The following is a 26,337-nucleotide window of genomic DNA, read 5'->3' on the forward strand; positions in this document are numbered from 1 at the left end:
ACCCTGGGCTTCGGTTCAGTGGTTGTCGCCGAAAGGTAGGGGTGAGCATGGCTCCCGGTTCCGCGTCCCGGATCGCCGTTGTCACGGGTGCGAGCAGCGGTATCGGTGCCGCTACGGCTCGGCGGCTCGCGGCCGAGGGGTATCGCGTGGTGCTCACGGCGCGGCGGCAGGACCGGATCGAGGCGGTCGCGAAGGAGATCACGGCGGCGGGGCACGACGCCGTCGCGTATCCGCTGGACGTGACCGACCGGGCCGCCGTCGACGAGTTCGCTTCGGCGTTCAAGACCATTGGGGTCCTCGTCAACAACGCGGGGGGCGCGCTCGGCGCCGATCCCGTGGCCACCGGTGACCCGGAGCAGTGGCGGCGGATGTACGAGACGAACGTCATCGGCACGCTGAACGTGACGCAGGCGCTGCTGCCGGCGCTCACCGCGAGCGGGGACGGGACCGTCGTGGTGCTGTCGTCGACCGCGGGGCACGGGACCTATGAGGGCGGTGGCGGGTACGTCGCCGCCAAGCACGGGGAGCACGTGCTCGCGGAGACGCTGCGGCTCGAGATCGTCGGGACGCCGGTGCGGGTCATCGAGGTGGCGCCGGGCATGGTGAAGACGGACGAGTTCGCGCTGACCCGGTTCGGCGGGGACGAGGAGAAGGCCGCGAAGGTGTACCAGGGCGTGGCGGAGCCGCTGACGGCGGACGACGTCGCGGACACCATCGGGTGGGCCGTGACGCGGCCGTCGCACGTGAACATCGACCTGCTGGTGGTGCGCCCGCGCGCTCAGGCGTCGAACACGAAGGTGCATCGTGAGCAGTGAAGCGATGAGCGGCCATGAAGAGGCGGTGCGGCGGGCGAACGCCGCGATCCAGGAGTACACGCTGTCCGCGGAGGGCTGGCGGTCCTCGCCGAGCGAGACGCTGCGGCGGGTGCTCGCCGATCTGCTGCACTGGTGCGACGACACGCAGCGCGATTTCGACAAGGCGCTGGCGGGTGCGCGCGAGCGGCACGCGGAGGAGTCCTCAGGTGAGTGAGCCGACGGCCCCGGATCCGCTGGACGCGCTTCAGCGGGAGTACGACGACCGGCGGCTCGCCGAGGAGAAGCGTGGCGAGCGGTACATGTGGTGGTACCTGGGGTACTTCCTGTTCGGGATCCACATCGTCGCGTTCGTGATGATCTACGCGATCAAGCACGCCAACTAGGACGGCCGCGCGCTCAGCCCGGGTACGCCGTCGGCGGCACGCCCACCGTCGCCGTGAAGTCGCGGACGAGGTGGGCCTGGTCCGCGTAGCCGAGGTCGCAGGCGAGGGCCGCCCAGTCGATGTCGCGGCGGGCGGCGGCGGTCTCCACGGCCTCGTGGATGCGGTAGCGCAGGATGCACCACTTGGGGCTGACGCCGACGTACGCGTGGAAGAGGCGCTGGAGCGAGCGCACGGTCATGCCTTCGGCGCGCGCGAAGTCGGCGACGCGGCGCACCCCGCGGTCCGCCCGTATCCGCTCGACGAGCCCGACGGCGAGTTCGGCCTGGGGGTCGGGTTCGGCGGGGGCGAGGGGGAGCAGGTACGCGTCGAGGGCGGCGATCCGGTCGGTGTCGTCCGTGGGGGAGAGGACGGCCGCGGGGTCGGTGGCCGGGAAGAGCTCGTCGTAGGGCAGGACGCGGCCCGTCCACCGCGCGACCGGCGCCTGGGGCGCGAACGGCCGGAAGGCCCCGGGTCTGAACTTGACCCCGCACACCTTTCCCCGTCCGTGGATCTTGCGGACGTAGAGCCCCGGCGCGGCGACCCCCGTCAGCTCCCCGTACGGCGGCTCGTCGGCGTCGTCCTGCTGGAAGGTGAGGTGCACGCAGGGGTGCGGCAGCACGTGCGAGGCGTACGGCTCGGGGAGGTCCCAGTCGATGAACCAGTAGTGCTCGACGTGCGGGCGCAGCGCTTCGGCGGGCTCGTGGTGCCGCAGCCGCACGCGGGTGAGCAGTGCGGTCGGCTCGACGATCCCGCGGGTGTCGGGGCGCTCCGGTGCCATGGGAAGAGCGTAGAGCGGGGCACTGACAGCGGCCCGGCGTCGTGGGCGTCCGTCGTGTTTCTTCAAGGCGGGCGGCGGCCGGTGCTCGTAGCGTCGGGGGTATGGACACGAACGAGAAGCAGACGGACACGAAGCCCCTGGGCGCGCTGCTCGCCGCGGCGGTCTCGCGCGCGGTGCCGGTCGTCGCCGGGATCGAGGACAAGGCGCTCGACGCCCGCACGCCGTGTGCGGACTACGACGTGAAGGCGCTGGTCAACCATCTTGTGCACGTGGTCGTGGAGTTCCAGAAGCTGGCCGTGAAGCAGGACTCCGACTTCTCCTCGACGCCGGACTACGTGGCGGAGGGCGGCTGGCGCGAGCGGTTCGCGCGGGAGGCGGAGGCGCTGGTGGAGGCGTGGTCGGCGCCGGGGGTCGAGGAGGGGACGAGCGGGTCGCTCGGGATGCCGGCGCGGCTGGTGGGGTCGATGGCGCTGCTGGACGTGACGGTGCACGCGTGGGATCTGGCGCGGGCGACGGGCGCGGAGTACGCGGCGGATCCGGCGGTGGTGGGGGAGCTGCTCGCGGCGGTGGAGCGGCTGGCGCCGACGGGCCGGGAGATGGGGGCGTTCGGGGCGGCGGTCCCGGTGGACCCGCACGCGGATCCGTTCGAGCGGATGCTCGCGGGTACGGGGCGTGATCCGTACGGCGCGTAGGCCTGGCGGGGGTCGCGCGGGGGCCCGGGAATAGCTCGCGGCGGCGCACCGTTCCGGAGGTATAGTTGAAGCGTCAACAACCTGCGGAAGGTGAGCAGAATGCAGTTCGGGATCTTCACCGTCGGCGACGTCACCGTCGACCCGACGACCGGACGCGCGCCGAGCGAGCACGAGCGCATCAAGGCGATGCTCGCCATCGCGCAGAAGGCCGAGGAGGTCGGGCTCGACGTCTTCGCCACCGGTGAGCACCACAACCCGCCGTTCGTCCCGTCGTCCCCGACGACGATGCTCGGCCACGTCGCGGCCCGCACCGAGAACCTGATCCTGTCCACGTCGACGACGCTGATCACCACGAACGACCCGGTGAAGATCGCCGAGGACTTCGCGATGCTCCAGCACGTCGCGGACGGCCGGGTCGACCTGATGATGGGCCGCGGCAACACCGGCCCGGTCTACCCGTGGTTCGGCAAGGACATCCGGGACGGCATCGACCTCGCCATCGAGAACTACGCGCTCCTGCGTCGCCTGTGGGACGAGGACGTCGTGACCTGGAAGGGCAAGTTCCGTACGCCGCTCCAGTCGTTCACGTCGACCCCGCGGCCGATGGACGGCGTCGCGCCGTTCGTCTGGCACGGCTCGATCCGCTCGCCGGAGATCGCCGAGCAGGCCGCGTACTACGGCGACGGCTTCTTCCACAACAACATCTTCTGGCCCATGAGCCACACCAAGCAGATGGTGAACCTCTACCGGCAGCGCTACGCCCACTACGGGCACGGCACCCCGGAGCAGGCGATCGTGGGGCTCGGCGGCCAGGTGTTCATGCGGAAGAACTCGCAGGACGCGGTGCGCGAGTTCCGCCCGTACTTCGACAACGCGCCGGTGTACGGCCACGGCCCCTCCATGGAGGAGTTCACCTCGCAGACGCCGCTGACCGTGGGCTCGCCGCAGGAGGTCATCGAGCGGACCCTGTCGTTCCGTGACCACGTGGGCGACTACCAGCGCCAGCTGTTCCTCATGGACCACGCCGGGCTTCCGCTCAAGACGGTCCTGGAGCAGCTCGACCTGCTCGGCGAGGAGGTCGTGCCGGTGCTGCGCAAGGAGTTCGCGAACCTCAAGCCGGCGAACGTGCCGGACGCGCCGACCCACGCGGCGCGCGTCGCCGCCAAGAAGGCGGAGACGGTCAAGAACGAGGAGGTCAAGGACGCATGAAGCTCGTCGTCGTCTCGGCGGGGCTGAGCTCCCCGTCGTCCACCCGGCTGCTGGCCGACCGGCTGGCCGCCGCGACCACGGAGCGCGTGGACGCCGAGGTCGAGGTCCTGGAGCTGCGTGACTACGCCACGGAGATCGCCCAGCACTTCGTCACCGGTTTCCCGCCCGCACGGCTCGCCGCCGCGCTCGACGCGGTGGCGGCGGCGGACGGCCTGATCGCGGTCTCGCCGGTGTTCTCGGCGTCGTACAGCGGCCTGTTCAAGTCGTTCTTCGACCTGATCGACAAGGACGCGCTGACGGGGAAGCCGGTGCTGGTCGGCGCGACCGGCGGCACCGCCCGCCACTCCCTGGTCACCGAGCACGCGCTGCGCCCGCTGTTCACGTACCTGCGGGCGGTGGTCCTGCCGACCGCCGTGTACGCGGCGTCGGAGGACTGGGGCGAGGAGGGGCTCGCGCACCGGATCGCCCGCGCGGGCGGGGAGCTGGCCGGGCTCATGGTCCCGTCCGCCGCCGCGTCCCCGGACGTGGACACGGCGGCGGCGATCGCGCCGCGCTCCCTGCACGGCGCGGTCACGTCGGTCGACCCGGCGGACGGCTTCGAGGTGACGCCGTTCGCGGAGCGCCTGGAGGCGCTGCGGGTCGGCTGACGTCACCACCCGGGTGATGTCACCGCCGGGTGTGGCTGTGGAGCCGCGTGCCCGCACGGGCACGGAGCTTCTGCCACGCCCGGCGGTGCTGCGTGGCGGCCAGGCCCGCGAAGAGGGCCTCGTAGCGGGCCACGATGGGTTCCGGGTCGTAGCGGTGCGCCGAGAGGAGGGCCGCCGCGCCCATCGCCAGGCGGGCGGGCCGGTCCTCGACGAGGTCCATGAGGGTCTCCGCCAGCGCGCTCGCGTTGCCGACGGGGACGAGGCGGCCGTCGACGCCGTCCGTGATGATCTCGGCCGGGCCGAGCGGCGCGTCCGTGCTGACGACGGGGACGCCGCAGCGCATCGCCTCGACCAGCGTCATCCCGAAGGACTCCTGGTCGGAGGCGCTCGCCACGATCGAGGCGCGCGCGAACTCCGGCTCGATCGGTGACACCGTCCCCATCAGACGGGCCCGCCCCCGCAGCCTGTACCGGTCGACGAGCTCCCGCAGCCGCGGCTCCTCCGCCCCGCCGCCGTAGATTCGCAGCTCCCAGTCGGGGTGTTTGGCGGAGACGGCGGCGAAGGCCTCCAGGAGCAGGTCGTAGCGCTTGCCGGGCGCGAGGCGGCCCGCCGCCGCGATGATCTTCGAGGTGCCGTCGGAGGGCGGCACGGAGGCCGGCGGCACGATGTTCGGCACGCACAGGATCCGCACGCCGGGCAGCCGCATCCGCTCCCGGTAGACCTGCGCGTCCTCCTCGGTGACCGTGACGAGCGCGTCGAGCGCCCGGTAGTGCCGGGCGAGGGTCCTGCGCAGGGCGCCGCCGTGCGCATCGTGCCGCAGGTGTTCCTGCGCGATCCGCAGGGCCTGCTTCGGGCCCCACAGCGACAGGTACACGTTGAGTCCGGGCCGGGTGCCGATGACGACGTCGGCGTCGCAGCGCTCCTCCAGGTAGGCGCGGACCCGCTGGTCGTGCAGGAGCGTGTACTGCCCGTACCGCTTCTCGTCGGCGGGGTAGTCCCGCGAGGGCCGCCCGTACGCGGGGTCCTCGGTGTCGGGCGACCCGGAGCGCAGATCCACGAGCGGTACGAGGGTGATCCGCGGGTCGACCGGGAACCGCGGGGCGTCCCGGTGGCGGGAGAGCGACACGACCGTCACGTCGTGACCGCCGTGCTGGGCCAGCGCGGCGGCGAGGTTGAGCGTGGTGCGCACCGTGCCGCCGAGGGCGTACACGTTGTGCAGCAGGAACGCGATCTTCATGTGCGCATGTGTTCCCCGACAGCCGCAGGGTGCGGGCGGGAACGCGCTATGAAGCCCTTCGGCCGACCACCGAACAGCCGAGCTACGGCCAGACCAGGCAGTACGCCTGATGCCCCGCGTCGTGCAGCCGGTGGGAGAAGTCCTGCCACTCGTGGAGGAGCTGGTAGACGTTGAAGGCGTCGCGGGGGCCGCCGCGGTCGGGGACCGTGGACCAGATGAACGCCGCGGCGCCGACGGACTCCTCGCCGACCCCGCGCAGCGGGTCGACGACCGTCATGGGGAGCTTGACCACCGCGTAGTCGGGGTGCAGGACGACCAGTTCGAGCGGCGGGACCTTGTGCAGGGGTATGCCCTCTATGCCGGTGAGGACCATCGCGGCCATCGTCTCCGGCTTGATCTTGGTGAACATGCCGCCCATGCCCAGCTCGTCGCCGCCGAGCTCCTCGGGACGCATGGAGATCGGTACGCGGGCCGCCGTGGCGCCGTCGGGCGCGCCGAAGTATTTGTAGGTCACCCCCACCCGGCCACCATTCCCGATGTCCCCGTCCCTGCCGTCCCTGGCGTCCTCGCGTCGGTGCTTCCCCCGCCGGGCACGCCGGGGGCCCAGATCACCGGTCCCCTCGCCCAGTCCGCCACCGCGATGCATATCTCCACCCGACTGCTGTTCCCCAGGGCGTGAAGCCCTTTTGTAGGCCGCGCGACCGCCGACGCGCAACCCGATCATCGTGTCAGTGACCTCCCCCACGGACTCCCGCCGAAACGTGTCGGCGGGGTGTGGCGCGAGGCAGAGTCTAGAGTCCCGCGGGTCCGCGCGCTGGGGCGCGCGACAGTGGGCCGTACGCTGAGAGGCATGGCAGAGGCGAACAACACTCCCTATCCCTATGAGGCACCCGCGTCGCAGGCGCTTTTCGACCGTGCGGAAGCGGTGACGCCCGGTGGCGTGAACTCGCCCGTGCGCGCTTTCCGCGCTGTGGGCGGAACGCCCCGTTTCATGGTGTCCGGTACCGGTCCGTACCTCACCGATGCCGACGGGCGCGAGTATGTCGACCTCGTGTGCTCGTGGGGGCCGATGATCCTCGGCCATTCCCACCCCGAGGTCACGGCGGCCGTACAGGAAGCCGTCTCGCGCGGCACCTCGTTCGGCACGCCGGGCGCCGGCGAGGTCGAGCTCGCCGAGGAGATCGTGAACCGGATCGAGCCGGTCGAGCAGGTGCGCCTGGTGTCCTCCGGCACCGAGGCGACCATGTCGGCGATCCGCCTCGCGCGCGGCTTCACCGGCCGGGCGAAGGTCATCAAGTTCGCCGGCTGCTACCACGGGCACGTCGACGCGCTGCTCGCCGCCGCCGGTTCGGGTGTCGCGACGCTCGGTCTGCCGGACACCCCGGGGGTGACCGGCGCGCAGGCCGGCGACACGATCGTGCTGCCGTACAACGACATCGAGGCCGTGCGGGCCGCGTTCGCCGCGCACCCCGGCCAGATCGCCTGCGTCATCACCGAGGCCTCGCCCGGAAACATGGGCGTCGTGCCGCCGAAGCCGGGCTTCAACCAGGGCCTCAAGGACGTGTGCGCGCAGAACGGCGCGCTGTTCATCTCCGACGAGGTGATGACCGGCTTCCGCACCTCGAAGGCCGGCTGGTTCGGCGTCGACGGCGTGGTGCCCGACCTGATGACGTTCGGCAAGGTCATGGGCGGCGGCTTCCCGGCCGCCGCGTTCGGTGGCCGCGCCGACGTGATGGCGTACCTCGCCCCCGCGGGCCCGGTCTACCAGGCGGGCACGCTCTCCGGTAACCCGGTCGCGACCGCCGCCGGTGTCGCCCAGCTGCGGCTGCTCGACGACGCCGCGTACGAGAAGGTGAACGCGACCAGCGAGCAGCTGCGCGGCCTCGTCTCGGAGGCGCTCACCAAGGAGGGCGTCGCGCACCGCGTGCAGAACGCCACCAACATGTTCACCGTGTTCTTCACGGAGAACGAGGTGACGAACTACGACGACGCGAAGGGCCAGGACGCCTTCCGCTTCGGCCCGTTCTTCCACTCGATGCTGGAGCAGGGCGTGTACCTGCCGCCGTCGGCGTTCGAGTCCTGGTTCGTGTCGACCGCGCACGACGAGCGGGCGATCGAGCGGATCGCGGCCGCGCTTCCGGCCGCCGCCCGCGCCGCCGCGGAGGCCACGGCATGAGCGCCCCGAAGTCGAACGACGACATCACCGTCGTTCACCTGATGCGGCACGGCGAGGTGCACAACCCGGACGGCATCCTCTACGGGCGCCTGCCGGACTACCACCTGTCGGACCTGGGCCGCCGGATGGCCGACCGGGTCGCCGAGCACCTCTCGACGCGGGACATCACGCACGTCGTGGCGTCGCCGCTGGAGCGGGCGCAGGAGACGGCGACGCCGATCGCGAAGGCGCACGGCCTCGACCTGGACTCCGACGAGCGGCTCATCGAGGCGGGCAACGTCTTCCAGGGCAAGACCTTCGGCGTCGGCGACGGCGCGCTGAAGAAGCCGGAGAACTGGAAGCACCTCGTCAACCCGTTCAAGCCGTCCTGGGGCGAGCCGTACATCGACCAGGTCGTGCGGATGATGGGCGCCCTCGACGCGGCGAAGGACGCGGCGCGCGGGCACGAGGCGGTGTGCGTCAGCCACCAGCTGCCCATCTGGATCGTGCGGTCCTACGTCGAGAAGCGGCGGCTGTGGCACGACCCGCGCAAGCGGCAGTGCACGCTGGCCTCGCTGACCACGTTCACGTACCAGGGCGACAAAATCGTTTCCGTGGGCTACACCGAGCCCGCCCGCGATCTGGTCCCCGCGCATCTCCTCGCCGGCGCCAAGCCGGTGAAGGGGAAGGCGAAGGCCTTCGGAGCCTGAGCCTCCCCGCGGAGCCCGAGCCTCCTCTTCGGAACCCGCGCGTGCCTCGTTCCCTCTTCCCGGGCGCCCCTGTGACCAGGGGGCTGCGTGAGGAATGGGGAACGACGGTATGCGGGATGTGAGTCGAAGGGGGCTGCTCGGGCTCGGCGCGGGCGCGGCGGCGGGGGCGCTGCTCGCCGGATGCGGCACGGGCGGCGGCCGGACGGTGACGACGGAGCGGCACGGCGGCGCGGGACGGCACGGGGCGGCGCCCGTCCGCCCGATCGGGGACGGTTCGACGGCCTACACCGGGAAGCAGCCCCACCAGCCGCCCGCGCCGGAGCGGCTCGAACCGGGGCAGAGGCCGCCGCAGTTCGTGGTGTTCTCCTGGGACGGCGCGGGCGAGGTCGGCAACGGCCTGTTCCCGCGCTTCCTGAAGCTCGCCGAGGACCACGGCGCGCACATGACCTTCTTCCTGTCCGGGCTGTATCTGCTGCCCGAGTCGAAGAAGCGGCTCTACCGTCCGCCGAACAATCCCGTCGGCGCCTCCGACATCGGCTATCTGACGGACGCGCACATCGAGGAGACCCTGAAGTACGTCCGCCGGGCCTGGCTCGAAGGGCACGAGATCGGCACGCACTTCAACGGGCACTTCTGCGCGGGCCCCGGCTCCGTCGCCACCTGGACACCCGCCCAGTGGCGCGACGAGATCGACCAGGCGGTGTCCTTCGTACAGAAGTGGCGCACGCACACGGGCCGGAAGGACCTGCCGCCGCTGCCCTTCGACTACGAGAAGGAGCTGACCGGCGGCCGCACCCCCTGCCTGCTCGGCCAGGAGAACCTGCTGCCCACCGCCCGCGATCTCGGCTGGCGCTACGACGCCTCGTCGCCCGGCGGCGTGCAGCGCTGGCCCGAGAAGCGGATGGGCGTGTGGGACCTGCCGCTGCAGGCCGTCCCGTTCCCCGGCCGCTCCTTCGAGGTGCTGTCGATGGACTACAACATGCTGGCCAACCAGTCGCTGAACTCCACGAACGCCCCGGCGCACAACTACCCCGCCTGGCGCGAGCAGTCCACGAACGCGTACATCCAGGGATTCAAGCGGGCGTACGAGACGAACCGGGCGCCGTTCTTCATCGGCAACCACTTCGAGGAGTGGAACGGCGGGATCTACATGGACGCCGTCGAGGAGGCCCTGAAGCACATCGCCGGCACCGCCGAGAAACACCGCGACGTGCGGCTCGTCTCGTTCCGGCAGTTCGTCGACTGGCTGGACGCGCAGGACCCGAAGGTGCTCGCCGCGCTGCGTACCCTCGACGTGGGACAGAAGCCCGCCGAAGGCTGGCGGAAGTTCCCCGCAAACCCCTCCTGAAGTGGGCTTTCTCCGCCCCGAGGGGGGTGCGGAAGATCCCCTAAACAGACATGCGAAACTTTTCACATGAGTGCCGCCTTCCGCGCCCCCCGCACCCTCGCGACGAAGCGCCGCGCCGCCCGGCTGACCGTTGGAACCGCCGTGGCGGCCCTCGCGCTGACGGCCTGCGGCTCCGGCGGCACGTCCGGCGGCGGCAACAACACGAACTTCGTGACCGGCTCCGGCGGCATCGCCACCGTCAAGAAGGGCGAGCGCCACGACGCGCCGTCGCTCGCCGGCAAGGACCTCGAGGGCAAGCGGATCGACATGTCCGACTACAAGGGCAAGGTCGTCGTCCTCAACGTCTGGGGCTCCTGGTGCCCGCCCTGCCGCGCCGAGGCGCCGAACTTCGTGAAGGTCGCCAAGGACACCGAGAAGCAGGGCGTCCAGTTCCTCGGCATCAACACCCGGGACACCAGCACCAACCCGGCCAAGAAGTTCGAGGAGTCCTACGGGGTCCCGTACCCGAGCTTCTACGACCCGACGGGCCGCCTCCTCCTCAAGTTCGAGAAGGGCACGCTCAACCCGCAGGCCATCCCCTCGACGATCGTCGTCGACCGCGAGGGAAAGATCGCCGCGCGTTCGCTCAAGCCGCTCAGCGAGAAGGCCCTGCGCAAGATGGTCGCGCCGGTCGTCGCGGAGAAGTGAGCGAAGGTGAGCTCCTCCCTCGTCACGCTCGCCGCCGGTGACACCGTCACGGACGGCGCGCTGCTCCTCGCCGTGCCGATCGCGCTGCTCGGCGGACTCGTCTCGTTCTTCTCCCCGTGCGTGCTGCCCCTCGTCCCCGGCTATCTGTCGTACGTGACCGGGATCACCGGCACCGATCTGATGGAGCAGCGGCGGGGCCGGATGGCGGCGGGCGCCAGCCTGTTCGTCCTCGGGTTCACCGCCGTCTTCGTCTCCGGCGGCGCCCTGTTCGGCTTCTTCGGCCAGACGCTCCAGGAGTACCAGCCGGTCCTGACCAAGGTGCTCGGCGCCCTGATGATCCTGATGGGCGTCTTCTTCATGGGCTTCATGCCCTGGATGACGCAGCGGGAGTTCCGCTTCCACCGGAAGCCCGCCGCCGGGCTCGCCGGGGCCCCGGTGCTCGGCGCGCTGTTCGGCATCGGCTGGACCCCGTGCATCGGCCCGACCCTCGCCTCCGTGATCGGCCTGTCCTCCGTGCAGAGCACCGCGGGACGCGGGGCGATACTGACCGTCGCGTACTGCCTCGGCCTCGGCGTGCCGTTCGTGCTCGCCGCGATCGCCTTCCGCAAGGCGCTCGGCGCGTTCGGCTGGGTGAAGCAGCACTACCAGTGGGTGATGCGCATCGGCGGCATCATGATGATCCTGACCGGGGTTCTTCTGCTGACGGGCGCGTGGGACGCCCTCGTCGGGCAGATGCGGACCTGGTCCACCGGCTTCCAGGTGGGAATCTGATCCATGAGCAAGACGACCGACGACGTGCAGGCGAGCGGTGGCGACCCCACTGACGCCGAGGCCGCGTCCCAACTGAGCACGGCCCCCCAGGAAGAGGACCGGGCGCCCAACCTGCCGAAGCTCGGCGTCATCGGCTGGGTCCGCTGGTTCTGGCGGCAGCTCACCTCGATGCGGGTCGCCCTGATCCTGCTGTTCCTGCTCTCCCTCGGCGCCATCCCCGGCTCGCTGATCCCGCAGCAGGGCACCGACCCGACGAAGGTCGAGGACTTCCGCAAGGCGCACGAGACGCTGGCACCGATCTACGACAAGATCGGCTTCTTCCACGTCTACAGCTCGGTGTGGTTCTCCGCGATCTACCTGCTGCTCTTCATCTCCCTCATCGGCTGCATCGTGCCCCGCACCTGGCAGTTCGTCGGCCAGCTGCGCGGCCGCCCGCCGGGCGCCCCCAAGCGGCTCACCCGGCTGCCCGCGTACGCGACGTGGCGCACCGAGGCCGACCCCGAGCAGGTGCGCACCGCCGCCCTCGCGATGATGCGCAGGCGCCGCTACCGGGCGCACGTCACCGGGACCGCCGTCGCGGCCGAGAAGGGCTATCTGCGCGAGGTCGGCAACCTGCTCTTCCACATCGCGCTGATCGTGATGCTGATCGCGTTCGCCTGGGGCCAGCTGTTCAAGTTCGAGGGCGGCAAGCTCGTCGTCGAGGGCGACGGGTTCGCCAACACGCTCACCCAGTACGACGACTTCAAGTCGGGGAACCTCTTCGACAGCGACCGCGACCTGTCGCCGTTCAGCTTCACGCTCGACAAGTTCACGGCGACGTACGAGCGCACCGGGCCCGAGAAGGGCACGCCGCGCACCTTCCGCGCCGATGTCAGCTACAGCGAGGGCTCCGGCGACAAGACGAAGAAGGGCCGCATCGAGTCCAACCACCCGCTGGACATCGACGGCACCAAGATCTTCCTCAACGGGCACGGCTACGCGGTCCCCGTGACGGTCCGCGACGGCAAGGGCCACGTGGTCTCGAAGCAGACCGTGCCGATGCTGCCGATCGACTCCAACATCTCCTCGCAGGGCGCCATCAAGGTGATGGACGGCTACAAGAACGCGCAGGGGAAGAAGGAGCAGCTCGGCTTCGCCGCCTGGTTCGTGCCGACGTTCGCGGGCGCGGGCAAGGGCACGATGCTCTCCCAGTTCCCCGCCCTCGACTTCCCCGTCCTCGCGCTGAACGCCTCGCACGGCGACCTCGGCGTGGACGCGGGACTGCCGCAGAACGTGTACCAGCTCGACACGTCGCACATGAAGAACTTCAAGGACTCCAAGGGCAACGCGCTCAAGCAGCGGCTGCTGCCCGGCGAGACGATGAAGCTGCCGAACGGGGCGGGCTCCATCACGTTCGACAAGGACATCAAGGAGTGGGTGACGTTCCAGATCTCCCACCAGCCCGGCGACAGCTGGGCGCTCGCCGGCGCCATCGCCGCGATCGGCGGCCTGGCCGGCTCCCTCTTCATCCAGCGCCGCCGCGTCTGGGTGCGCGCCGTCGAGGGCCCCGACGGGGTGACCGTCGTCGAGATGGCGGGCCTCGGCCGCAGCGAGTCCGCGAAGCTGCCGGAGGAGCTCGGCTCCCTCGTCGAGCAGCTGCACACCGAGGTGCCGAGCGCCCCGGAACCCGACGAACCCTCCGAACCACCCACTGCTGTTCCTGCCGCCGAAGGGGCTGAGAAGTGAATCTCGCCGCCGCAGTCAACGAGAACCTGGCTCACACCAGCAACGTCCTGATCTACTCGTCGATGGCCGTGTACCTGCTCGCGTTCTTCGCGAACATGGCCGAGTGGATCTTCGGCAGCCGCAGCAAGGTGGGCCGCACCGCCGCCGCGCTGACCGGCAAGGCCGAGGCGAAGGCCGCCGCGGCGCCCGCCGTCACGGTGAAGAAGCAGGGCGGCACGGCCGTCATGGAGCGGCCGAAGGTCGTCACCCGGGCCGCGGCCGGCGCGCGCGACGTGCCGGACGGGCCCGGCGCCGCGGCCGGTGACGAGCAGGGCGACCTGTACGGCCGCATCGCGGTCTCCCTCACCGCGCTCGCCTTCATCATCGAGTTCGGCGGCGTCCTCACGCGCGCGCTCTCGGTGGAGCGGGCCCCGTGGGGCAACATGTACGAGTTCTCCATCACCTTCTCGACCGTCGCGGTCGGCATCTACCTGGTGCTGCTCGCGCTGAAGAAGAACGTGCGCTGGCTCGGACTGCCGCTGGTCATCACGGTCCTGCTCGACCTCGGCCTCGCCACCACCGTCCTCTACACGTCCAGCGACCAGCTGGTTCCGGCGCTGCACTCGTACTGGCTGTACATCCACGTCTCGACGGCGATCTTCTGCGGCGCGGTCTTCTACGTCGGCGCGGTCGGCACGCTCCTGTACCTGTTCAAGGACCAGTACGAGAGCAAGCTCGCGGCCGGCGGTCAGCCCGGCCGGTTCGCGACCTCGGTCATGGAGCGGCTGCCCGCGTCGCAGTCCCTCGACAAGTTCTCGTACCGGGTGAACGCGGCCGTCTTCCCGCTGTGGACTTTCACGATCATCGCGGGCGCCATCTGGGCGGGCGACGCGTGGGGCCGCTACTGGGGCTGGGACCCCAAGGAGACCTGGTCGTTCATCACCTGGGTCGCCTACGCCGCGTATCTGCACGCCCGCGCGACGGCCGGCTGGAAGGGCCGCAAGGCCGCCTACCTGGCGCTGATCGCGTTCGCCTGCTGGATCTTCAACTACTACGGCGTGAACATCTTCGTCACCGGCAAGCACTCGTACGCCGGGGTGTGACCCCGTAGCGAAGGGCCGGTCCCGCGGGACCGGCCCTTTTCGCGTGTTCGGGGCTCGTGTGTCCGGGGCTCGTGTCAGGGGGCGAGCGAGCGCCAGATGCGGTCGGTCAGGACCTGCGCGCTGCGGTCGAGTTCGACGTCGTGCACCCCGGCGAGCCAACTGCGGGCGACGGCGATGACCGGGCCGAGGACCAGCGCCTCGATGAGCGGCGCGGGCAGCGGGGCGACGGTCCCGGACTCGATGTGCTGCCGCATCCACTCGGAGAGCGGCGACAGGCGCGCCTCCTGCGCGTCCCGCAACTGCTTGGCCTGCTCCATCGTGAGCCGGTCCGCGTACGAGGAGTGCAACAGGCGGGCGGCGTCCGGGTGTTCGCGGATGAAGCCGAGATACGTCTCGGCGATGGCACGGATGCCGCCCTTGGGGGTGCGCGACCGCTCGAGGGCCGCGGTGATCTCGCCGAGCAGCCGTCCGAGCCAGCGCAGCAGCAGTTCGCGCATCAGCCCGTCGACGCTGCCGAAGTGGTGGTAGAGGCTGCCGGGGCTGGCCCCGCTCGCGCTCGTGAGCGCGCTGACGGTGATGCCCTGCTCGCCCGATTCGGCGTACACGCGCAGCGCGGCGTCGAGCAGCCGGTCGACGGTTTCGGTGCCGCGCATTTGTTTGGGGCTCATGTCGACCACCAGCGTAAGGCACTCCCAACGCTGTGTTTCTATAGTGAATTTCTAGAAATTCACTCCAGTTCAGTAGGGTGCTGAGCCACACTGAACTCCGCTCAGGGGTCGTCGAGCGGCACAGGGGACCGCTCGACGACCCCGGGCGGTTCTCCTCACTCGCCGATGTCCTCGTTCCACAGCTGCGGCTTCGCGGCGATGAACTCCTCCATCAGGCCCACGCACTCGGGATCGTCGAGCACCACGACCTCGACGCCGTGCTCGGCGAGCCAGTCGTGGCCGCCGTGGAAGGTGCGGGCCTCGCCGACGACGACGCGCGAGATCCCGAACTGCCGCACCAGGCCCGAGCAGTACCAGCAGGGGCTGAGCGTGGTCACCATCGTGGTGCCCTTGTACGAGCGCTGCCGTCCGGCCCTGCGGAAGGCGTCGGTCTCGCCGTGCACGGACGGGTCGTCGTCCTGCACGCGCCGGTTGTGGCCGCGGCCGAGCAGCACGCCGTCGGCGGAGTAGAGGGCGGCGCCGATCGGGATGCCGCCCTCGGCGAGACCTGCCTTGGCCTCCTCCACTGCGGTGGCGAGCCAGGTGCGGGCGAGGTCGAGATCCATGGTGGTACGGGCCTTTCGTGCGCGGGATGTTTCTTACGCGGAGGTGGTGCGGGAGTCGCGCCGCCCGAGCAGCGCGTACAGGAGGGCGCCGAGGGCGAAGCCGACCGGGCAGGTCAGGTCGCCGACACCGGGCCAGTGCGTGGGCACCCAACCCACGTACACCGTCTGGTTGGAGAACAGCGGCACCGACACCGCGACGCCGACGAGCAGGGCGATCAGGCCCGCCGGGTTGGTGAAGGCGCGGTCCTGGAGGCGGTCGGCGAGCGCCTCGTCGGGCAGCGCGCGCAGCCAGTGCTCCATGAGGACGACGCCGAGCCAGGGCGCGATCCAGTACGCGATCACGAGCAGGAAGTTCTCGAACGCCTTGCCGGCGTCGGCGAGCGAGGCCCAGCCGGCGGCCGTGCCGATGGCGCCGACGATCGCGACGAGGGCGGCGCGGCCCAGCCAGTTCGGCAGCGGCAGCGCGAGCGAGGAGATGGAGACGGCCGCCGAGTACACGTTCAGGGTGGACGCCGCCATCGCGCCGAGGATGATCGCGACGAGCGTCAGATGGGCGAGCCAGCCGGGCAGATGACCGGTGAACGCGTCGGTGGGGCTGGCCCCTTCGGGCGCGGCGAGGGTGCCGGAGGCCGCGCCGATCACGGAGACGACCGCGATGGAGGCGAACAGGCCGAGCCCCGAGTAGAGGGCGGTGGCCCGCGCCGGGGTGCGGGCCGGAAGGTAGCGCGCGTAGTCGGAGGCGCACGGGTTCCAGCCCGCCGTGAACCCGAAGCAGGCGGAGAACGCGAGCATGAAGCCGCCGAACCCGCCGCCCGCGCCGGAGCCCGCGAGGTCGGCGTCCTTGAACATCCACACCCCGGCGATCAGGAAGATCACGCAGAGCACGGGGAACGCGTACCGCTCGAAGCGGTGCACCAGGTCGTGCCCGACGTAGCCGATGACGACTTCCAGGACGACGAGGATCAGCAGGCTCGGCAGCGGCGGAAGGCCGGTGAGCGAGTTGAGGGCGAAGGCGCCGCCGACGCTGTTGACGGCGAACCAGCCGATGCCGGAGACCAGCGCGTTGACCGCGGACGGCACCGCGTTGCCGCGGTGGCCGAAGGAGAGCCTGCCGATCACCATCTGCGGTACGCCGAACCGCGGCCCGTCCGTCGACAGGACGCCGTGCGCGAGCGAACCGAGGCCCGCGCCGAGCACGAGCGCGGCGACCGCCTGCCAGAAGCTCAGGCCGAACGCGGTGACCGACAGCACACCGATGAACAGGGTGGCGAACCCGACCTGGGGCGAGGCCCACGTCCACAGGAGCTGGCGGGGGCTGCCGTGCCGCTTGTCGAGCGGGACGGGTTCCGCGCCGTGCGCCTCGACGGCGATGAGCTTCTCGGGCCCGGTGACGACGTCGGGCGTTTCGTGCGCGGGGTGGTGCGGGGGACCGGTCGGTCTGGAGCTGGACATGGGGTGGGGCTCAGTCGTCCTTCTTGTTCTCGTCCCTGTTGTCGTCCTTGAGGGAACGCAGGAACTCGGGGTTGTCGTCGGGCGCGACGAACCGGGTGCCGCCGCCCGTGGGGGCGCGGCGCGGCCTGCCCGCCACCAGCCAGGCGATCGGGCCGAGCAGCACCTCGCCGAACAGCAGGATGATGATGACCCACACGACCTTGGGCAGCCCGCGCACCTCCTTCTCAGGGGTGTTCAGGCAGTCGATGAACGCATAGATCCAGAGCGCCAGGACCAGCAGGAACGGCAAGTAGCGCAGCATCGTGTCGCGATCCCCCAAGGAGCGGAACGGGGCCGACCGGGCCCCCGGTGACCCGGCAAGCGTAGCCCGTGCCGGATACTGGAACGCATGGCTTACGACGATCTTCGCTCCCTGCTCAGGGCTCTGGAGCGGGAAGGCGACCTGAAGCGCATCAAGGCCGAGGTCGACCCGTACTTGGAGGTCGGTGAGATCGTCGACCGGGTGAACAAGGCCGGCGGCCCCGCCCTTCTCTTCGAGAACGTGAAGGGCTCGTCGATGCCCCTCGCGATGAACGTGTACGGCACCGACCGCCGCCTCCTGAAGGCGCTCGGCCTGAAGTCGTACGACGACATCAGCGCGAAGATCGGCGGCCTCCTGAAGCCGGAGCTGCCGCACGGGTTCGTCGGCATCCGCGAGGCGTTCGGCAAGCTCGGCGCGATGGCCCACGTGCCGCCGAAGAAGGTCAAGTCGGACGACGCGCCGGTGCAGGAAGTGGTGCTGCGCGGCGACGACGTCGACCTCGACAAGCTGCCCGCGCTGTTCACGTGGCCCGAGGACGGCGGCTCCTTCTTCAACCTGGGGCTCACCCACACCAAGGACCCCGACACGGGCGTCCGCAACCTCGGCCTCTACCGGCTGCAGCGCCACGACAAGCGCACCATCGGCATGCACTGGCAGATCCACAAGGACAGCCGGAACCACTACCAGGTGGCCGCCAAGCGGGGCGAGAAGCTGCCGGTCGCGATCGCGTTCGGCTGCCCGCCCGCCGTCACGTACGCGTCGACGGCGCCGCTGCCCGGCGACATGGACGAGTACATGCTCGCGGGCTTCCTGCAGGGCAAGCGCGTCGAGATGGTCGACTGCAAGACGGTGCCGCTCCAGGTCCCGGCCAACGCCGAGGTCGTCATCGAGGGCTGGCTGGAGCCGGGCGAGATGCTGCCTGAGGGGCCGTTCGGCGACCACACCGGCTTCTACACGCCGCAGGAGCCGTTCCCCGCGCTGAAGATCGACTGCGTGACGATGCGGAAGCGTCCGCTGCTCCAGTCGATCGTCGTCGGCCGCCCGCCGACGGAGGACGGCCCGCTCGGCCGCGCCACCGAGCGCTTCTTCCTGCCGCTGCTCAAGGTGATCGTCCCGGACATCGTCGACTACCACCTGCCGGAGTCCGGCGGCTTCCACAACTGCGCGATCGTCTCGATCGACAAGAAGTACCCGAAGCACGCCCAGAAGGTCATGTCCGCGATCTGGGGCGCCCACATGATGTCGCTGACCAAGCTCATCGTGGTGGTCGACTCCGATTGCGACGTCCACGACCTTCATGAAGTCTCGTGGCGGGCCCTCGGCAACACCGACTACGCCCGCGACCTGATGATCACCGAGGGCCCGGTCGACCACCTCGACCACGCCTCGTACCAGCAGTTCTGGGGCGGCAAGGCGGGCATCGACGCGACGAAGAAATGGCCCGAGGAGGGCTACACGCGGGACGGAGGCTGGCCCGAGATGGTCGTCTCCGATCCCCGTACGGCGGCCCTGGTGGACCGTCGCTGGAAGGAGTACGGACTCTCGTGAGCAGCGCCTCAGCAGCAATCCCGCAGCCGGGAAGGACCAAGGCGTTCCTGCGCCTTGTCATGATCGAGCACTCGGTCTTCGCGCTGCCCTTCGCCTACATCGCGGCCCTGACCGCGATGTTCCAGTGGGACGAGAACATCCACTGGGGCCGGCTCCTCCTGGTCACCATCTGCATGGTCGGCCTGCGGACGTTCGCGATGGCGGCGAACCGGATCATCGACCGGGAGATCGACGCCCGCAATCCGCGCACCGCGCACCGCGAACTGGTGACCGGCGCGGTGTCCGTGAAGTCGGCGTGGACGGGCGCGCTGATCGCCCTCGTGATCTTCCTGGCCTCGGCGGCGCTCCTGAACCCGCTGTGCCTGGCGCTCGCGCCCATCGCGGTGATCCCGATGGTCGTCTACCCGTACGGCAAGCGGTTCACGAACTTCCCGCAGGCGATCCTCGGGCTCGCCCAGGCGATGGGCCCGATCGGCGCGTGGATCGCGATCACCGGCGAGTGGTCCTGGACCGCGGTGATCCTCGGCCTCGCCGTCGGCATCTGGATCGGCGGCTTCGACCTGATCTACGCCTGCCAGGACGTGGAGACGGACCGCGAGGTCGGCGTGAAGTCGGTGCCCGCCCGCTTCGGCATCCCCGGAGCGATCTGGGGCGCCCGCGTCTGCCACACCGTCACCACCGCCCTGTTCGTCTGGTACGCCCTCGCCACCGACGCCGGCACCTTCTTCTGGGTCGGCCTCGTCATCGTCGCGGGCGCCTTCCTCTACGAGCACACGATCGTGAAGCCCCACGACCTGTCCCGCCTCAACCGGGCGTTCTTCCAGGTCAACGGCTTCATCGGGATCGCGCTCTTCGTGTGCGCCCTGCTCGACCTGCTGGTGCGGGGCCTCACCGTATAGCCGGGGCGGGGCGTGGACGGCGGAACACGAAGGCCGCCGCCACGCCCGCCGCGAGCCCGATCAGATGGCCCTGCCAGCTCACCCCTTCGTTCGTGGGGGAGAGGCCGGCCAGGAACGACGTGCCCCAGTACGCGGCGATGAGCACGCCGACGACGATGCCCAGGGGCCTGCGCTCCACGAACCCGGACAGCACCACGAAGCCGAACAGGCCGAATATCAGGCCCGATGCGCCCGCCGTGTTCGTGTGCGCCGGGGCCACGAGCCACACCCCGAGCCCGTCCACGACGACGATCAGGGCGCAGGCGAGGAAGAAGCGGCGCAGCCCGCCGAGCGCCGCGACGAAGCCGAGGACCAGCAGCGGCAGCGAGTTCGCCGCGACATGGCCGAAGCCGAAGTGGACGAAGGCCGCCGGGGCGACGTCCACGAGCTCGGACGCCTCGCGCGGCCGGATGCCGAAGGAGTCGAGGGCGTGCCCCGACGCCACGTCGACCACTTCGAGCAGCCACAGCAGCGCCACCCAGCCGAGCGCCACCTGCGCCGCTGCCAGTGCCCTGCCGCGCCCGGGCCGACGCCGCGCCGCCGCCCCGCCCGTTCCTTCGTACGTCATACCGGCCCCCCGCCGTCGTGCGTCATGGAAGGAACGCCGACCGCCCCTGCTCAAGTTCCCCCGGCGGGGCGCCGGATAGGCTCGGGGTGTGGAGCGTGTCGAAGTGAGCAGCCGCAGTCCCTGGATCGTGGGGGTGTCCGGAGCGTCCGGGACCCCCTACGCCGCTTCCGTGCTGCGGGCGCTGCTCGCGGCGGGGGAGTCCGTGGACCTGGTCGTCTCGCGGGCCTCGCGGCTCACGCTGCTGGACGAGACGGGCATCCCGTTCCGCGACGCGCACTGGCGCGAGGACCTCGCCCAGTGGCTGGCGCGCGGCGCCGACGGCAAGCCCGGCACGTTCGACGGGATCGACCTCGAGGACGTGCGGTACTGGCCCGCGGGCGATCTCGCCGCAGGGCCCTCCTCCGGCTCGTACCCGGCCAAGGGCATGATCGTGGTGCCCGCCTCGACGGCCTGCGTGGCCGGGGTCGCGCTCGGCCTCTCCAAGGACCTGCTCCAGCGCGCGGCGAGCGTGACGCTCAAGGAGCGGCGCCCGCTGGTCGTCACCGTCCGGGAGACGCCGCTGAACGGGCAGACCCTCAAGCACCTGGTGACACTGGACGAGGCGGGCGCCGTGGTGCTGCCCGCCGCGCCCGCGTTCTACGCGGGGGCGACGCACATCCAGGACCTCGTGGACTTCGTCGCGGGGCGGACGCTGGACGCGGCGGGCGTGCCGCACACGCTGTACCGCCGTTGGGAGGGAGAGATCGGGGGAGGCTCTCCGAAGGATCCTCACTGACCCAGAGGACAAACTTTAGATTTCGCGGGGCTGGACCCTAGCGCGCCTTCGATCGTACGCATAAGCTCGCGTCAACGCTGAACAATGAAAGGCATTGGACCTCTTATGGACGCCGTGGACAGGCAGCTCATCCAGGCTCTGCGCGAGAACGGCCGCGCCTCGTACGCGGAGTTGGGCCGGCTCGTCGGCCTGTCGGGACCCAGCGTCACGGACCGCATCAACCGCCTCGAGGCGGCCGGCGTCATCACCGGCTACCGCGCGACCGTCGACTCCGCCTCGCTCGGCCTCGGTGTCACCGCCCTCATCGGCATCTCCCTGTCCGACGCGGCCGACCACGAGGACGTGGCGCAGCGGCTGCGCGACCTGCACGAGATCGAGGACTGCTGGTTCATCGCGGGCGACGACTCGTACATGCTCAAGGTCCGCGCGGGCGACGTCGACAGCCTGGAGCGCACCATCCGGCGCCTGAGCGGAACGAAGGGCGTGTCCCGGACGCGTACGACGATCATCCTCTCCACGAAGTGGGAGAACAGGGTGGGGGAACTTCCCGAGGAAGTGTGACGGCGTACGGTTGGGACCGGTCTTTGAGTGAGGAGAGGTACGGGCATGGACGCAGGGCTCAAGCGCGAGCTGGAGCAGAAGGTCAGGGACGGTGAGCGGCTGTCCCGCGAGGACGGCATCGCGCTCTACGAGTCGGACGACCTGGCCTGGCTCGGCGGCCTCGCCCATGAGGTGCGCACGCGGAAGAACGGCGACGTCGTCCACTTCAACGTGAACCGTCACCTGAACATGACGAACGTGTGCACCGCCTCCTGCGCGTACTGCTCCTTCCAGCGCAAGCCCGGCGAGAAGGACGCCTACACGATGCGCATCGAGGAGGCCGTCAAGCTCGCCAAGGCGATGGAGTCGGAGAACCTGACGGAGCTCCACATCGTCAACGGCCTGCACCCGAACCTGCCGTGGCGCTACTACCCGCGCTCGCTCAAGGCCCTCAAGGAGGCCCTGCCGGACGTCGGGCTCAAGGCGTTCACGGCCACCGAGATCCACCACTTCGAGAAGATCTCCGGCCTCACCGCCTCCGAGATCCTCGACGAGCTCATCGAGGCGGGCCTGGAGTCGCTGACCGGCGGCGGCGCCGAGATCTTCGATTGGGAGATCCGGCAGCACATCGTCGACCACGACACCCACTGGGAGGACTGGTCGCGGATCCACCGGCTCGCGCACGAGAAGGGCCTCAAGACCCCGTCCACGATGCTGTACGGGCACATCGAGGAGCCCCGGCACCGCGTCGACCACGTGCTGCGGCTGCGTGAACTGCAGGACGAGACCGGCGGTTTCCAGGTCTTCATCCCGCTGCGCTACCAGCACGACTTCGTCGACATGAAGGACGGCAAGGTCCGCAACAAGCTCCAGGCGCGGACCACGATGGCCACCGGCGCCGAGGCGCTGAAGACCTTCGCCGTGTCCCGGCTGCTCTTCGACAACGTGCCGCACGTGAAGTGCTTCTGGGTGATGCACGGCCTGCAGACCACGCAGCTCGCGCTCCAGCACGGCGCGGACGACATGGACGGCTCGGTCGTCGAGTACAAGATCACGCACGACGCGGACAACTACGGGACGCCGAACAAGCTGACCCGTGAGGACCTGCTCGACCTCATCCGCGACGCCGGCTTCCGCCCGGTGGAGCGGAACACGCGGTACGAGATCATCCGCGAGTACGAGGGCGCCGACCCGGCCCGCCGCGACGAGCCGCAGCCGATGCGGGTCTGAGACACCTGCCGCCGCGGGGCTTCAGCCCAGCGGCAGCATCATGTGGACGTCGTCCCTGTCGTCTCCCGGCGCCACCCGGATGGCGCCGGGGACGCGGCCGACCTCCTTGTAGTCGCACGCCGCGTAGAAGGCGTCCGCGCCCGTGCCGCCGCGGCAGGTGAGGCGGATGGCCTCGATGCCGTCGAAGGTGCGGGCCGCGTCCGCCGCGGCCGCCATCAGCGCACGGCCGTAGCCCTTGCCCTGGTGCCGCGGGTGGACCATCACCGTGTAGAGCCACAGGTGGTGCTTCATCAGGCGGTGCTGGTTGTACGTGAGGAACGCCGACGCCGCGATCTCCCCGTCCTCGTCGTGACCCACGAGGAGCCGGGTCCGGCCCTCCGCGAGATCGGCGAGGCGCTTGACCAGTTCGGGGCGTATGTCGTCGGGCGTGACCGGCGGCACGAAGCCGACCGCGCCGCCCGCGTTCGTGACGTCGGACCACAGCGCGAGGAGCCCGTCGCGCAGGGCGGGGTCGATCGTGGGGTCGAGGGTGAAGCGGAGGGACATGTGGGCGAGCGTAACCACGGGATTCCGCGTGAGGTCGGGACGTTCGTATGCCGGGATCGGGACCTTCGGCCGTAGGGGAGCGGTAAGCGCCGGGCGTAGCTTGTGAATGTATTCACGAGCGGTCGCGCCGCAAGGTGTGCAAGGCCGCGCGGTGCACAAGGAAGAAGGCAACGGTCATGGCCCTCCACGCTTCGGACAGTCCCGCCCGGCACGGCGCGACGGGCGCGCCCCGCCGCGACGCCGGCAGCCAGGACGACGTCGTCGTCCGCGCACCCGCAGCGCGCGGTGTGCTCGCCGCGGCCCGCGTCCTCGTCGGCTTCTACTTCCTGTGGGCCTTCCTGGACAAGGCCTTCGGCCTCGGTGTGTCGACGCCGTCGGCCGGGAGTTGGCTCAACGGCGGCAGCCCCACCGAGGGCTTCCTGCTGCACGGCACCAGCGGCCCCTTCGCCCACATGTTTGACTCCGTGGCCGGGGCCGGATGGCTCGACGCGGTCTTCATGCTGGGTCTGCTCGGCGTCGGCCTCGCCATGATCCTCGGCGTCGGCATGCGGATCGCCGCCACCGCGGGCACGCTCATGATGGCCTTCATGTGGCTCGTCACGCTGTGGCCCGAGAGCAACCCGTTCATGGACGACCACTGGATGATCGCCCTCGTCCTGATCGTCACCGCGGTGACCGGCGCGGGCCGCTACTACGGCCTCGGCGGAATGTGGGCCCAGCTGCCCGCGGTCCGCAGGAACCGGTGGCTGATCTGACGCGACGCGCCCCCGCTGGAATCGAGCGCCCCTCCCCGTGCTTCACTGGAGGGGCGCTCGTCCTGTAAGGGCACCATTTCGGAACGGAAGAGTGGATTGACATGCTCCGCTACACGCTGATGCGGCTCGGGATCTTCGTCGGCTGCTTCCTCGTCGTCTGGGGCCTCGTCGCCACCGGCATCGTGCCCGCCGGCATCGGCGGCTCCTACTGGCTGTGGATCGCGCTGCTCGGCCTGGTGATCTCCGCGCCGATCAGCTACGTCGTGCTGCGCGGTGAGCGGGACCGGGCCTCGAAGAAGGTCGTCGCCCGCGTCGACCGCGCCAAGGCCAACATGGCGGCCAACCGCTCCATGGAGGACGAGGCGGACGACGCCGCCCGCGCCCGCTCGGCCTCGTAAGCTTCCTCACACCTCGTACGACCCCGGCACCGCATCAGGTGCCGGGGTCGCCTGCGTTTTCAAGGTAAATCCCGCTTTGGGGGCGTACGGGTGCCTCGTCTTCCCCAAAGAGGCCCTTTGATGTACTCAAAGGTGCGGTGTTAACGTTCCTGTCATGAAGACATCAGCAGCGCACCAGAAGGCCATGAGCGTCCCGCTCGTGGAGCGCCTGCATGTCGATCTCTGCCGCTGCATGTCCGCGGCGTGTCGCGCCTGATCGCGAAATTCCGAAGTACTGCAGCGGCGCCGTCCAGCGGTCGCCGCTCCTGCACGTTGCCCCGAACCCCGCGCGTCATCACTGGAGTGCCTCCGTGTCCGCGAACACCCCCGCAGCCGAACAGAAGTCCGGCTTCCGCATACCGAAGATCCCGTTCTGGGCGCAGATCCTGGGCGGTCTCGTCCTCGGTGTGCTGCTCGGCTGGCTGGCCCGGAGTCAGGACGTGTCCTGGCTGGTCACCACCCTGCAGAAGGTCGGCGACACCTTCATCCAGCTCCTGAAGCTGGCCGTCGCCCCGCTCGTCTTCTTCGCGATCCTGGTGTCGATCACCAACCTCCGCAAGGTCAACAACGCCGCACGGCTCGCCTCGCGCACGCTGATCTGGTTCATGATCACGTCGCTGATCGCGGTCGTCATCGGCCTCGCCATCGGGCTGCTCACCAACCCGGGCGCCGGCACGGGCCTGACCCCGAAGGACGGCGCGAAGCCCGAGGAGGCCGGCTCCTGGATCGACTTCCTCACCGGCATCATCCCGACCGACATCATCACGCCGTTCACCGAGCTGAACGTGCTGCAGATCGTCTTCATGGCCGCCGTCGCCGGCATCGCCATCCTCAAGGTCGGCGAGAAGGCCCAGCCGATCCTCACCCTCTCCGAGTCCGTTCTGGAGCTCCTCCAGAAGGCCCTGTGGTGGGTCATCAAGCTGGCGCCCATCGGCACCATCGGCCTCATCGGCAACGCCATCGCCACGTACGGCTGGAACCTGATCAGCAAGTACGCGACGTTCACCGTCGACATCTACGTCGGCTGCGCCCTGGTCCTCTTCGGCGTCTACCCGCTGCTGCTCGCCACGGTCGGCAAGCTCAGCCCGCTCCAGTTCTTCAAGGGCGCCTGGCCCGCGATCCAGCTGGCCTTCGTCTCCCGCTCCTCCGTCGGCACCATGCCGCTGACCCAGCGGGTCACCGAGCGCCTCGGCGTCCCGAAGGAGTACGCGTCCTTCTCCGTGCCGTTCGGCTCGACGACCAAGATGGACGGCTGCGCCTCGATCTACCCGGCGATCGCCGCGATCTTCGTCGCGCAGATCTTCAACATCGACCTGAACGTCGGTGACTACCTGCTCATCGCGTTCGTGTCGGTGATCGGTTCCGCCGCCACCGCGGGCCTCACCGGCGCCACGGTCATGCTGACGCTGACCCTGTCGACGCTCGGCCTGCCCATGGAGGGCGTCGGCCTGCTCCTCGCGATCGACCCGATCCTCGACATGATGCGGACCGCGACGAACGTCGCCGGTCAGGCCCTCGTCCCGGTGATCGTCTCCGCGCGGGAGAAGATCCTCGACCGGGACGCGTACGACCACGCGTCCTCCTCCCCGGTGGACGAGCCGCAGGAGGCGACCGCCGTCACGGCCGCCGCCTGACGTCCCCCAGGCCCGTCCCCACGCGAAGGCCCGCTCCCGGAACTCCCGGGGCGGGCCTTCGC

At 70.3% G+C, this 26,337-nt stretch carries 30 protein-coding genes; 21 read left to right on the forward strand and 9 right to left on the reverse strand.

Annotation, left to right across the window (positions count from 1 at the left end; genetic code table 11):
• Positions 1 to 47: 47 nt before the first annotated feature.
• Genes ACTWJ8_RS22380 through ACTWJ8_RS22390 form a run of 3 tightly spaced genes read left to right on the forward strand, consistent with a single transcriptional unit; the run spans position 48 to position 1,198 of the window.
• A complete protein-coding gene (locus ACTWJ8_RS22380) occupies positions 48 to 815 on the forward strand; it encodes an SDR family NAD(P)-dependent oxidoreductase (RefSeq protein ID WP_443260115.1) in 768 nt (255 codons plus the stop codon).
• The gene (locus ACTWJ8_RS22385) at positions 805 to 1,029 is read left to right on the forward strand and encodes a hypothetical protein (protein WP_443260116.1); all 225 of its coding nucleotides are present in this window, start codon (positions 805 to 807) and stop codon (positions 1,027 to 1,029) included. The genes ACTWJ8_RS22380 and ACTWJ8_RS22385 overlap by 11 nt, the downstream gene beginning before the upstream one ends.
• Positions 1,022 to 1,198 (forward strand): hypothetical protein, encoded by a 177-nt coding sequence (locus tag ACTWJ8_RS22390; RefSeq protein WP_356375245.1) that lies wholly within the window; start codon positions 1,022 to 1,024, stop codon positions 1,196 to 1,198. Before ACTWJ8_RS22385 ends, ACTWJ8_RS22390 begins: the two co-directional genes overlap by 8 nt.
• A gap of 13 nt (positions 1,199 to 1,211) precedes the next feature.
• Here the strand turns inward: ACTWJ8_RS22390 and ACTWJ8_RS22395 are convergent, their stop codons facing one another.
• Entirely contained in the window at positions 1,212 to 2,015 is an 804-nt protein-coding gene (locus tag ACTWJ8_RS22395; protein WP_356375242.1) for a helix-turn-helix domain-containing protein, read from the reverse strand.
• A gap of 101 nt (positions 2,016 to 2,116) precedes the next feature.
• On the opposite strand from ACTWJ8_RS22395, the gene ACTWJ8_RS22400 reads away from it, so the two are divergent.
• The 3 genes from ACTWJ8_RS22400 to ACTWJ8_RS22410 all read left to right on the forward strand — a co-directional run bounded on the left by ACTWJ8_RS22400 (position 2,117) and on the right by ACTWJ8_RS22410 (position 4,563).
• The gene (locus ACTWJ8_RS22400) at positions 2,117 to 2,707 is read left to right on the forward strand and encodes a TIGR03086 family metal-binding protein (protein WP_443260117.1); all 591 of its coding nucleotides are present in this window, start codon (positions 2,117 to 2,119) and stop codon (positions 2,705 to 2,707) included.
• A gap of 99 nt (positions 2,708 to 2,806) precedes the next feature.
• Complete coding sequence (locus tag ACTWJ8_RS22405; RefSeq protein WP_356375954.1) at positions 2,807 to 3,916, forward strand: LLM class flavin-dependent oxidoreductase; 1,110 nt, start codon at positions 2,807 to 2,809, stop codon at positions 3,914 to 3,916.
• Positions 3,913 to 4,563 carry a CE1759 family FMN reductase gene (locus tag ACTWJ8_RS22410; protein WP_356375236.1) on the forward strand — a complete coding sequence of 217 codons (651 nt, stop codon included), beginning with the start codon at positions 3,913 to 3,915 and terminating at the stop codon, positions 4,561 to 4,563. The genes ACTWJ8_RS22405 and ACTWJ8_RS22410 overlap by 4 nt, the downstream gene beginning before the upstream one ends.
• Before the next feature lie 19 nt (positions 4,564 to 4,582).
• On the opposite strand, the gene ACTWJ8_RS22415 is transcribed toward ACTWJ8_RS22410, so the two are convergent.
• Positions 4,583 to 5,800: a glycosyltransferase family 4 protein gene (locus ACTWJ8_RS22415; RefSeq protein ID WP_443260118.1), complete on the reverse strand. Its 1,218-nt coding sequence runs from the start codon at positions 5,798 to 5,800 to the stop codon at positions 4,583 to 4,585.
• An 82-nt stretch (positions 5,801 to 5,882) separates the two neighbouring features.
• Positions 5,883 to 6,446, reverse strand: coding sequence for a hypothetical protein (locus ACTWJ8_RS22420; RefSeq protein ID WP_356375230.1), 564 nt, complete (start codon positions 6,444 to 6,446; stop codon positions 5,883 to 5,885).
• 204 nt (positions 6,447 to 6,650) lie between these two features.
• Between ACTWJ8_RS22420 and hemL the strand changes: the two genes are divergently transcribed.
• The 7 genes from hemL to ccsB all read left to right on the forward strand — a co-directional run bounded on the left by hemL (position 6,651) and on the right by ccsB (position 14,278).
• A complete protein-coding gene (gene hemL / locus ACTWJ8_RS22425) occupies positions 6,651 to 7,976 on the forward strand; it encodes a glutamate-1-semialdehyde 2,1-aminomutase (protein WP_356375228.1) in 1,326 nt (441 codons plus the stop codon).
• Positions 7,973 to 8,665: a histidine phosphatase family protein gene (locus ACTWJ8_RS22430; RefSeq protein WP_356375225.1), complete on the forward strand. Its 693-nt coding sequence runs from the start codon at positions 7,973 to 7,975 to the stop codon at positions 8,663 to 8,665. The genes hemL and ACTWJ8_RS22430 overlap by 4 nt, the downstream gene beginning before the upstream one ends.
• A gap of 109 nt (positions 8,666 to 8,774) precedes the next feature.
• The gene (locus ACTWJ8_RS22435; protein ID WP_443260119.1) at positions 8,775 to 10,013 is read left to right on the forward strand and encodes a hypothetical protein; all 1,239 of its coding nucleotides are present in this window, start codon (positions 8,775 to 8,777) and stop codon (positions 10,011 to 10,013) included.
• A gap of 66 nt (positions 10,014 to 10,079) precedes the next feature.
• A complete protein-coding gene (locus ACTWJ8_RS22440) occupies positions 10,080 to 10,700 on the forward strand; it encodes a TlpA family protein disulfide reductase (RefSeq protein ID WP_356375220.1) in 621 nt (206 codons plus the stop codon).
• A gap of 6 nt (positions 10,701 to 10,706) precedes the next feature.
• On the forward strand, positions 10,707 to 11,471 hold the full coding sequence (locus ACTWJ8_RS22445) for a cytochrome c biogenesis CcdA family protein (protein WP_356375217.1): 765 nt from the start codon (positions 10,707 to 10,709) through the stop codon (positions 11,469 to 11,471).
• A 3-nt stretch (positions 11,472 to 11,474) separates the two neighbouring features.
• Positions 11,475 to 13,196 carry a cytochrome c biogenesis protein ResB gene (resB, locus tag ACTWJ8_RS22450; RefSeq protein WP_356375214.1) on the forward strand — a complete coding sequence of 574 codons (1,722 nt, stop codon included), beginning with the start codon at positions 11,475 to 11,477 and terminating at the stop codon, positions 13,194 to 13,196.
• Entirely contained in the window at positions 13,193 to 14,278 is a 1,086-nt protein-coding gene (gene ccsB / locus ACTWJ8_RS22455) for a c-type cytochrome biogenesis protein CcsB (RefSeq protein ID WP_356375211.1), read from the forward strand. Before resB ends, ccsB begins: the two co-directional genes overlap by 4 nt.
• A gap of 74 nt (positions 14,279 to 14,352) precedes the next feature.
• Here ccsB and ACTWJ8_RS22460 read toward each other — a convergent pair whose 3' ends face one another.
• From ACTWJ8_RS22460 to ACTWJ8_RS22475, 4 genes are all read right to left on the reverse strand, one after another.
• Positions 14,353 to 14,946: a TetR/AcrR family transcriptional regulator gene (locus tag ACTWJ8_RS22460; RefSeq protein WP_356375208.1), complete on the reverse strand. Its 594-nt coding sequence runs from the start codon at positions 14,944 to 14,946 to the stop codon at positions 14,353 to 14,355.
• 155 nt (positions 14,947 to 15,101) lie between these two features.
• Positions 15,102 to 15,551 (reverse strand): nucleoside deaminase, encoded by a 450-nt coding sequence (locus tag ACTWJ8_RS22465; RefSeq protein ID WP_356375205.1) that lies wholly within the window; start codon positions 15,549 to 15,551, stop codon positions 15,102 to 15,104.
• A 33-nt stretch (positions 15,552 to 15,584) separates the two neighbouring features.
• Positions 15,585 to 17,003 carry a purine-cytosine permease family protein gene (locus ACTWJ8_RS22470; RefSeq protein WP_443260120.1) on the reverse strand — a complete coding sequence of 473 codons (1,419 nt, stop codon included), beginning with the start codon at positions 17,001 to 17,003 and terminating at the stop codon, positions 15,585 to 15,587.
• A gap of 10 nt (positions 17,004 to 17,013) precedes the next feature.
• Complete coding sequence (locus ACTWJ8_RS22475) at positions 17,014 to 17,304, reverse strand: PLD nuclease N-terminal domain-containing protein (RefSeq protein WP_443260121.1); 291 nt, start codon at positions 17,302 to 17,304, stop codon at positions 17,014 to 17,016.
• Positions 17,305 to 17,391: 87 nt separating this feature from the next.
• On the opposite strand from ACTWJ8_RS22475, the gene ACTWJ8_RS22480 reads away from it, so the two are divergent.
• Both ACTWJ8_RS22480 and mqnP read left to right on the forward strand, forming a co-directional pair.
• A complete protein-coding gene (locus ACTWJ8_RS22480; RefSeq protein WP_356375196.1) occupies positions 17,392 to 18,852 on the forward strand; it encodes a menaquinone biosynthesis decarboxylase in 1,461 nt (486 codons plus the stop codon).
• Positions 18,849 to 19,751, forward strand: coding sequence for a menaquinone biosynthesis prenyltransferase MqnP (mqnP, locus tag ACTWJ8_RS22485; RefSeq protein WP_356375194.1), 903 nt, complete (start codon positions 18,849 to 18,851; stop codon positions 19,749 to 19,751). The genes ACTWJ8_RS22480 and mqnP overlap by 4 nt, the downstream gene beginning before the upstream one ends.
• Here mqnP and ACTWJ8_RS22490 read toward each other — a convergent pair.
• A complete protein-coding gene (locus ACTWJ8_RS22490; RefSeq protein WP_443260122.1) occupies positions 19,741 to 20,358 on the reverse strand; it encodes a rhomboid family intramembrane serine protease in 618 nt (205 codons plus the stop codon). The two genes, mqnP and ACTWJ8_RS22490, sit on opposite strands and share 11 nt — an antisense overlap.
• Positions 20,359 to 20,461: 103 nt before the next feature.
• Between ACTWJ8_RS22490 and ACTWJ8_RS22495 the strand changes: the two genes are divergently transcribed.
• The 3 genes from ACTWJ8_RS22495 to mqnE all read left to right on the forward strand — a co-directional run bounded on the left by ACTWJ8_RS22495 (position 20,462) and on the right by mqnE (position 22,903).
• A complete protein-coding gene (locus ACTWJ8_RS22495; protein WP_443260123.1) occupies positions 20,462 to 21,133 on the forward strand; it encodes a UbiX family flavin prenyltransferase in 672 nt (223 codons plus the stop codon).
• A gap of 105 nt (positions 21,134 to 21,238) precedes the next feature.
• The gene (locus tag ACTWJ8_RS22500; RefSeq protein ID WP_306321140.1) at positions 21,239 to 21,694 is read left to right on the forward strand and encodes an Lrp/AsnC family transcriptional regulator; all 456 of its coding nucleotides are present in this window, start codon (positions 21,239 to 21,241) and stop codon (positions 21,692 to 21,694) included.
• 45 nt (positions 21,695 to 21,739) lie between these two features.
• Positions 21,740 to 22,903: an aminofutalosine synthase MqnE gene (gene mqnE / locus ACTWJ8_RS22505; protein ID WP_443260124.1), complete on the forward strand. Its 1,164-nt coding sequence runs from the start codon at positions 21,740 to 21,742 to the stop codon at positions 22,901 to 22,903.
• Between the two features lie 21 nt (positions 22,904 to 22,924).
• On the opposite strand, the gene ACTWJ8_RS22510 is transcribed toward mqnE, so the two are convergent.
• Complete coding sequence (locus tag ACTWJ8_RS22510) at positions 22,925 to 23,449, reverse strand: GNAT family N-acetyltransferase (protein ID WP_356375182.1); 525 nt, start codon at positions 23,447 to 23,449, stop codon at positions 22,925 to 22,927.
• A 176-nt stretch (positions 23,450 to 23,625) separates the two neighbouring features.
• On the opposite strand from ACTWJ8_RS22510, the gene ACTWJ8_RS22515 reads away from it, so the two are divergent.
• The 3 genes from ACTWJ8_RS22515 to ACTWJ8_RS22525 all read left to right on the forward strand — a co-directional run bounded on the left by ACTWJ8_RS22515 (position 23,626) and on the right by ACTWJ8_RS22525 (position 26,275).
• Positions 23,626 to 24,204: a DoxX family protein gene (locus tag ACTWJ8_RS22515; protein ID WP_356375179.1), complete on the forward strand. Its 579-nt coding sequence runs from the start codon at positions 23,626 to 23,628 to the stop codon at positions 24,202 to 24,204.
• A 101-nt stretch (positions 24,205 to 24,305) separates the two neighbouring features.
• Positions 24,306 to 24,602, forward strand: coding sequence for a DUF4229 domain-containing protein (locus ACTWJ8_RS22520; protein WP_356375176.1), 297 nt, complete (start codon positions 24,306 to 24,308; stop codon positions 24,600 to 24,602).
• Between the two features lie 350 nt (positions 24,603 to 24,952).
• A complete protein-coding gene (locus ACTWJ8_RS22525) occupies positions 24,953 to 26,275 on the forward strand; it encodes a dicarboxylate/amino acid:cation symporter (RefSeq protein ID WP_356375174.1) in 1,323 nt (440 codons plus the stop codon).
• Positions 26,276 to 26,337: the final 62 nt, after the last annotated feature.

The sequence above is a fragment of the Streptomyces sp. SDT5-1 genome, from assembly GCF_052245995.1.
Classification (GTDB): Bacteria; Actinomycetota; Actinomycetes; order Streptomycetales; family Streptomycetaceae; genus Streptomyces.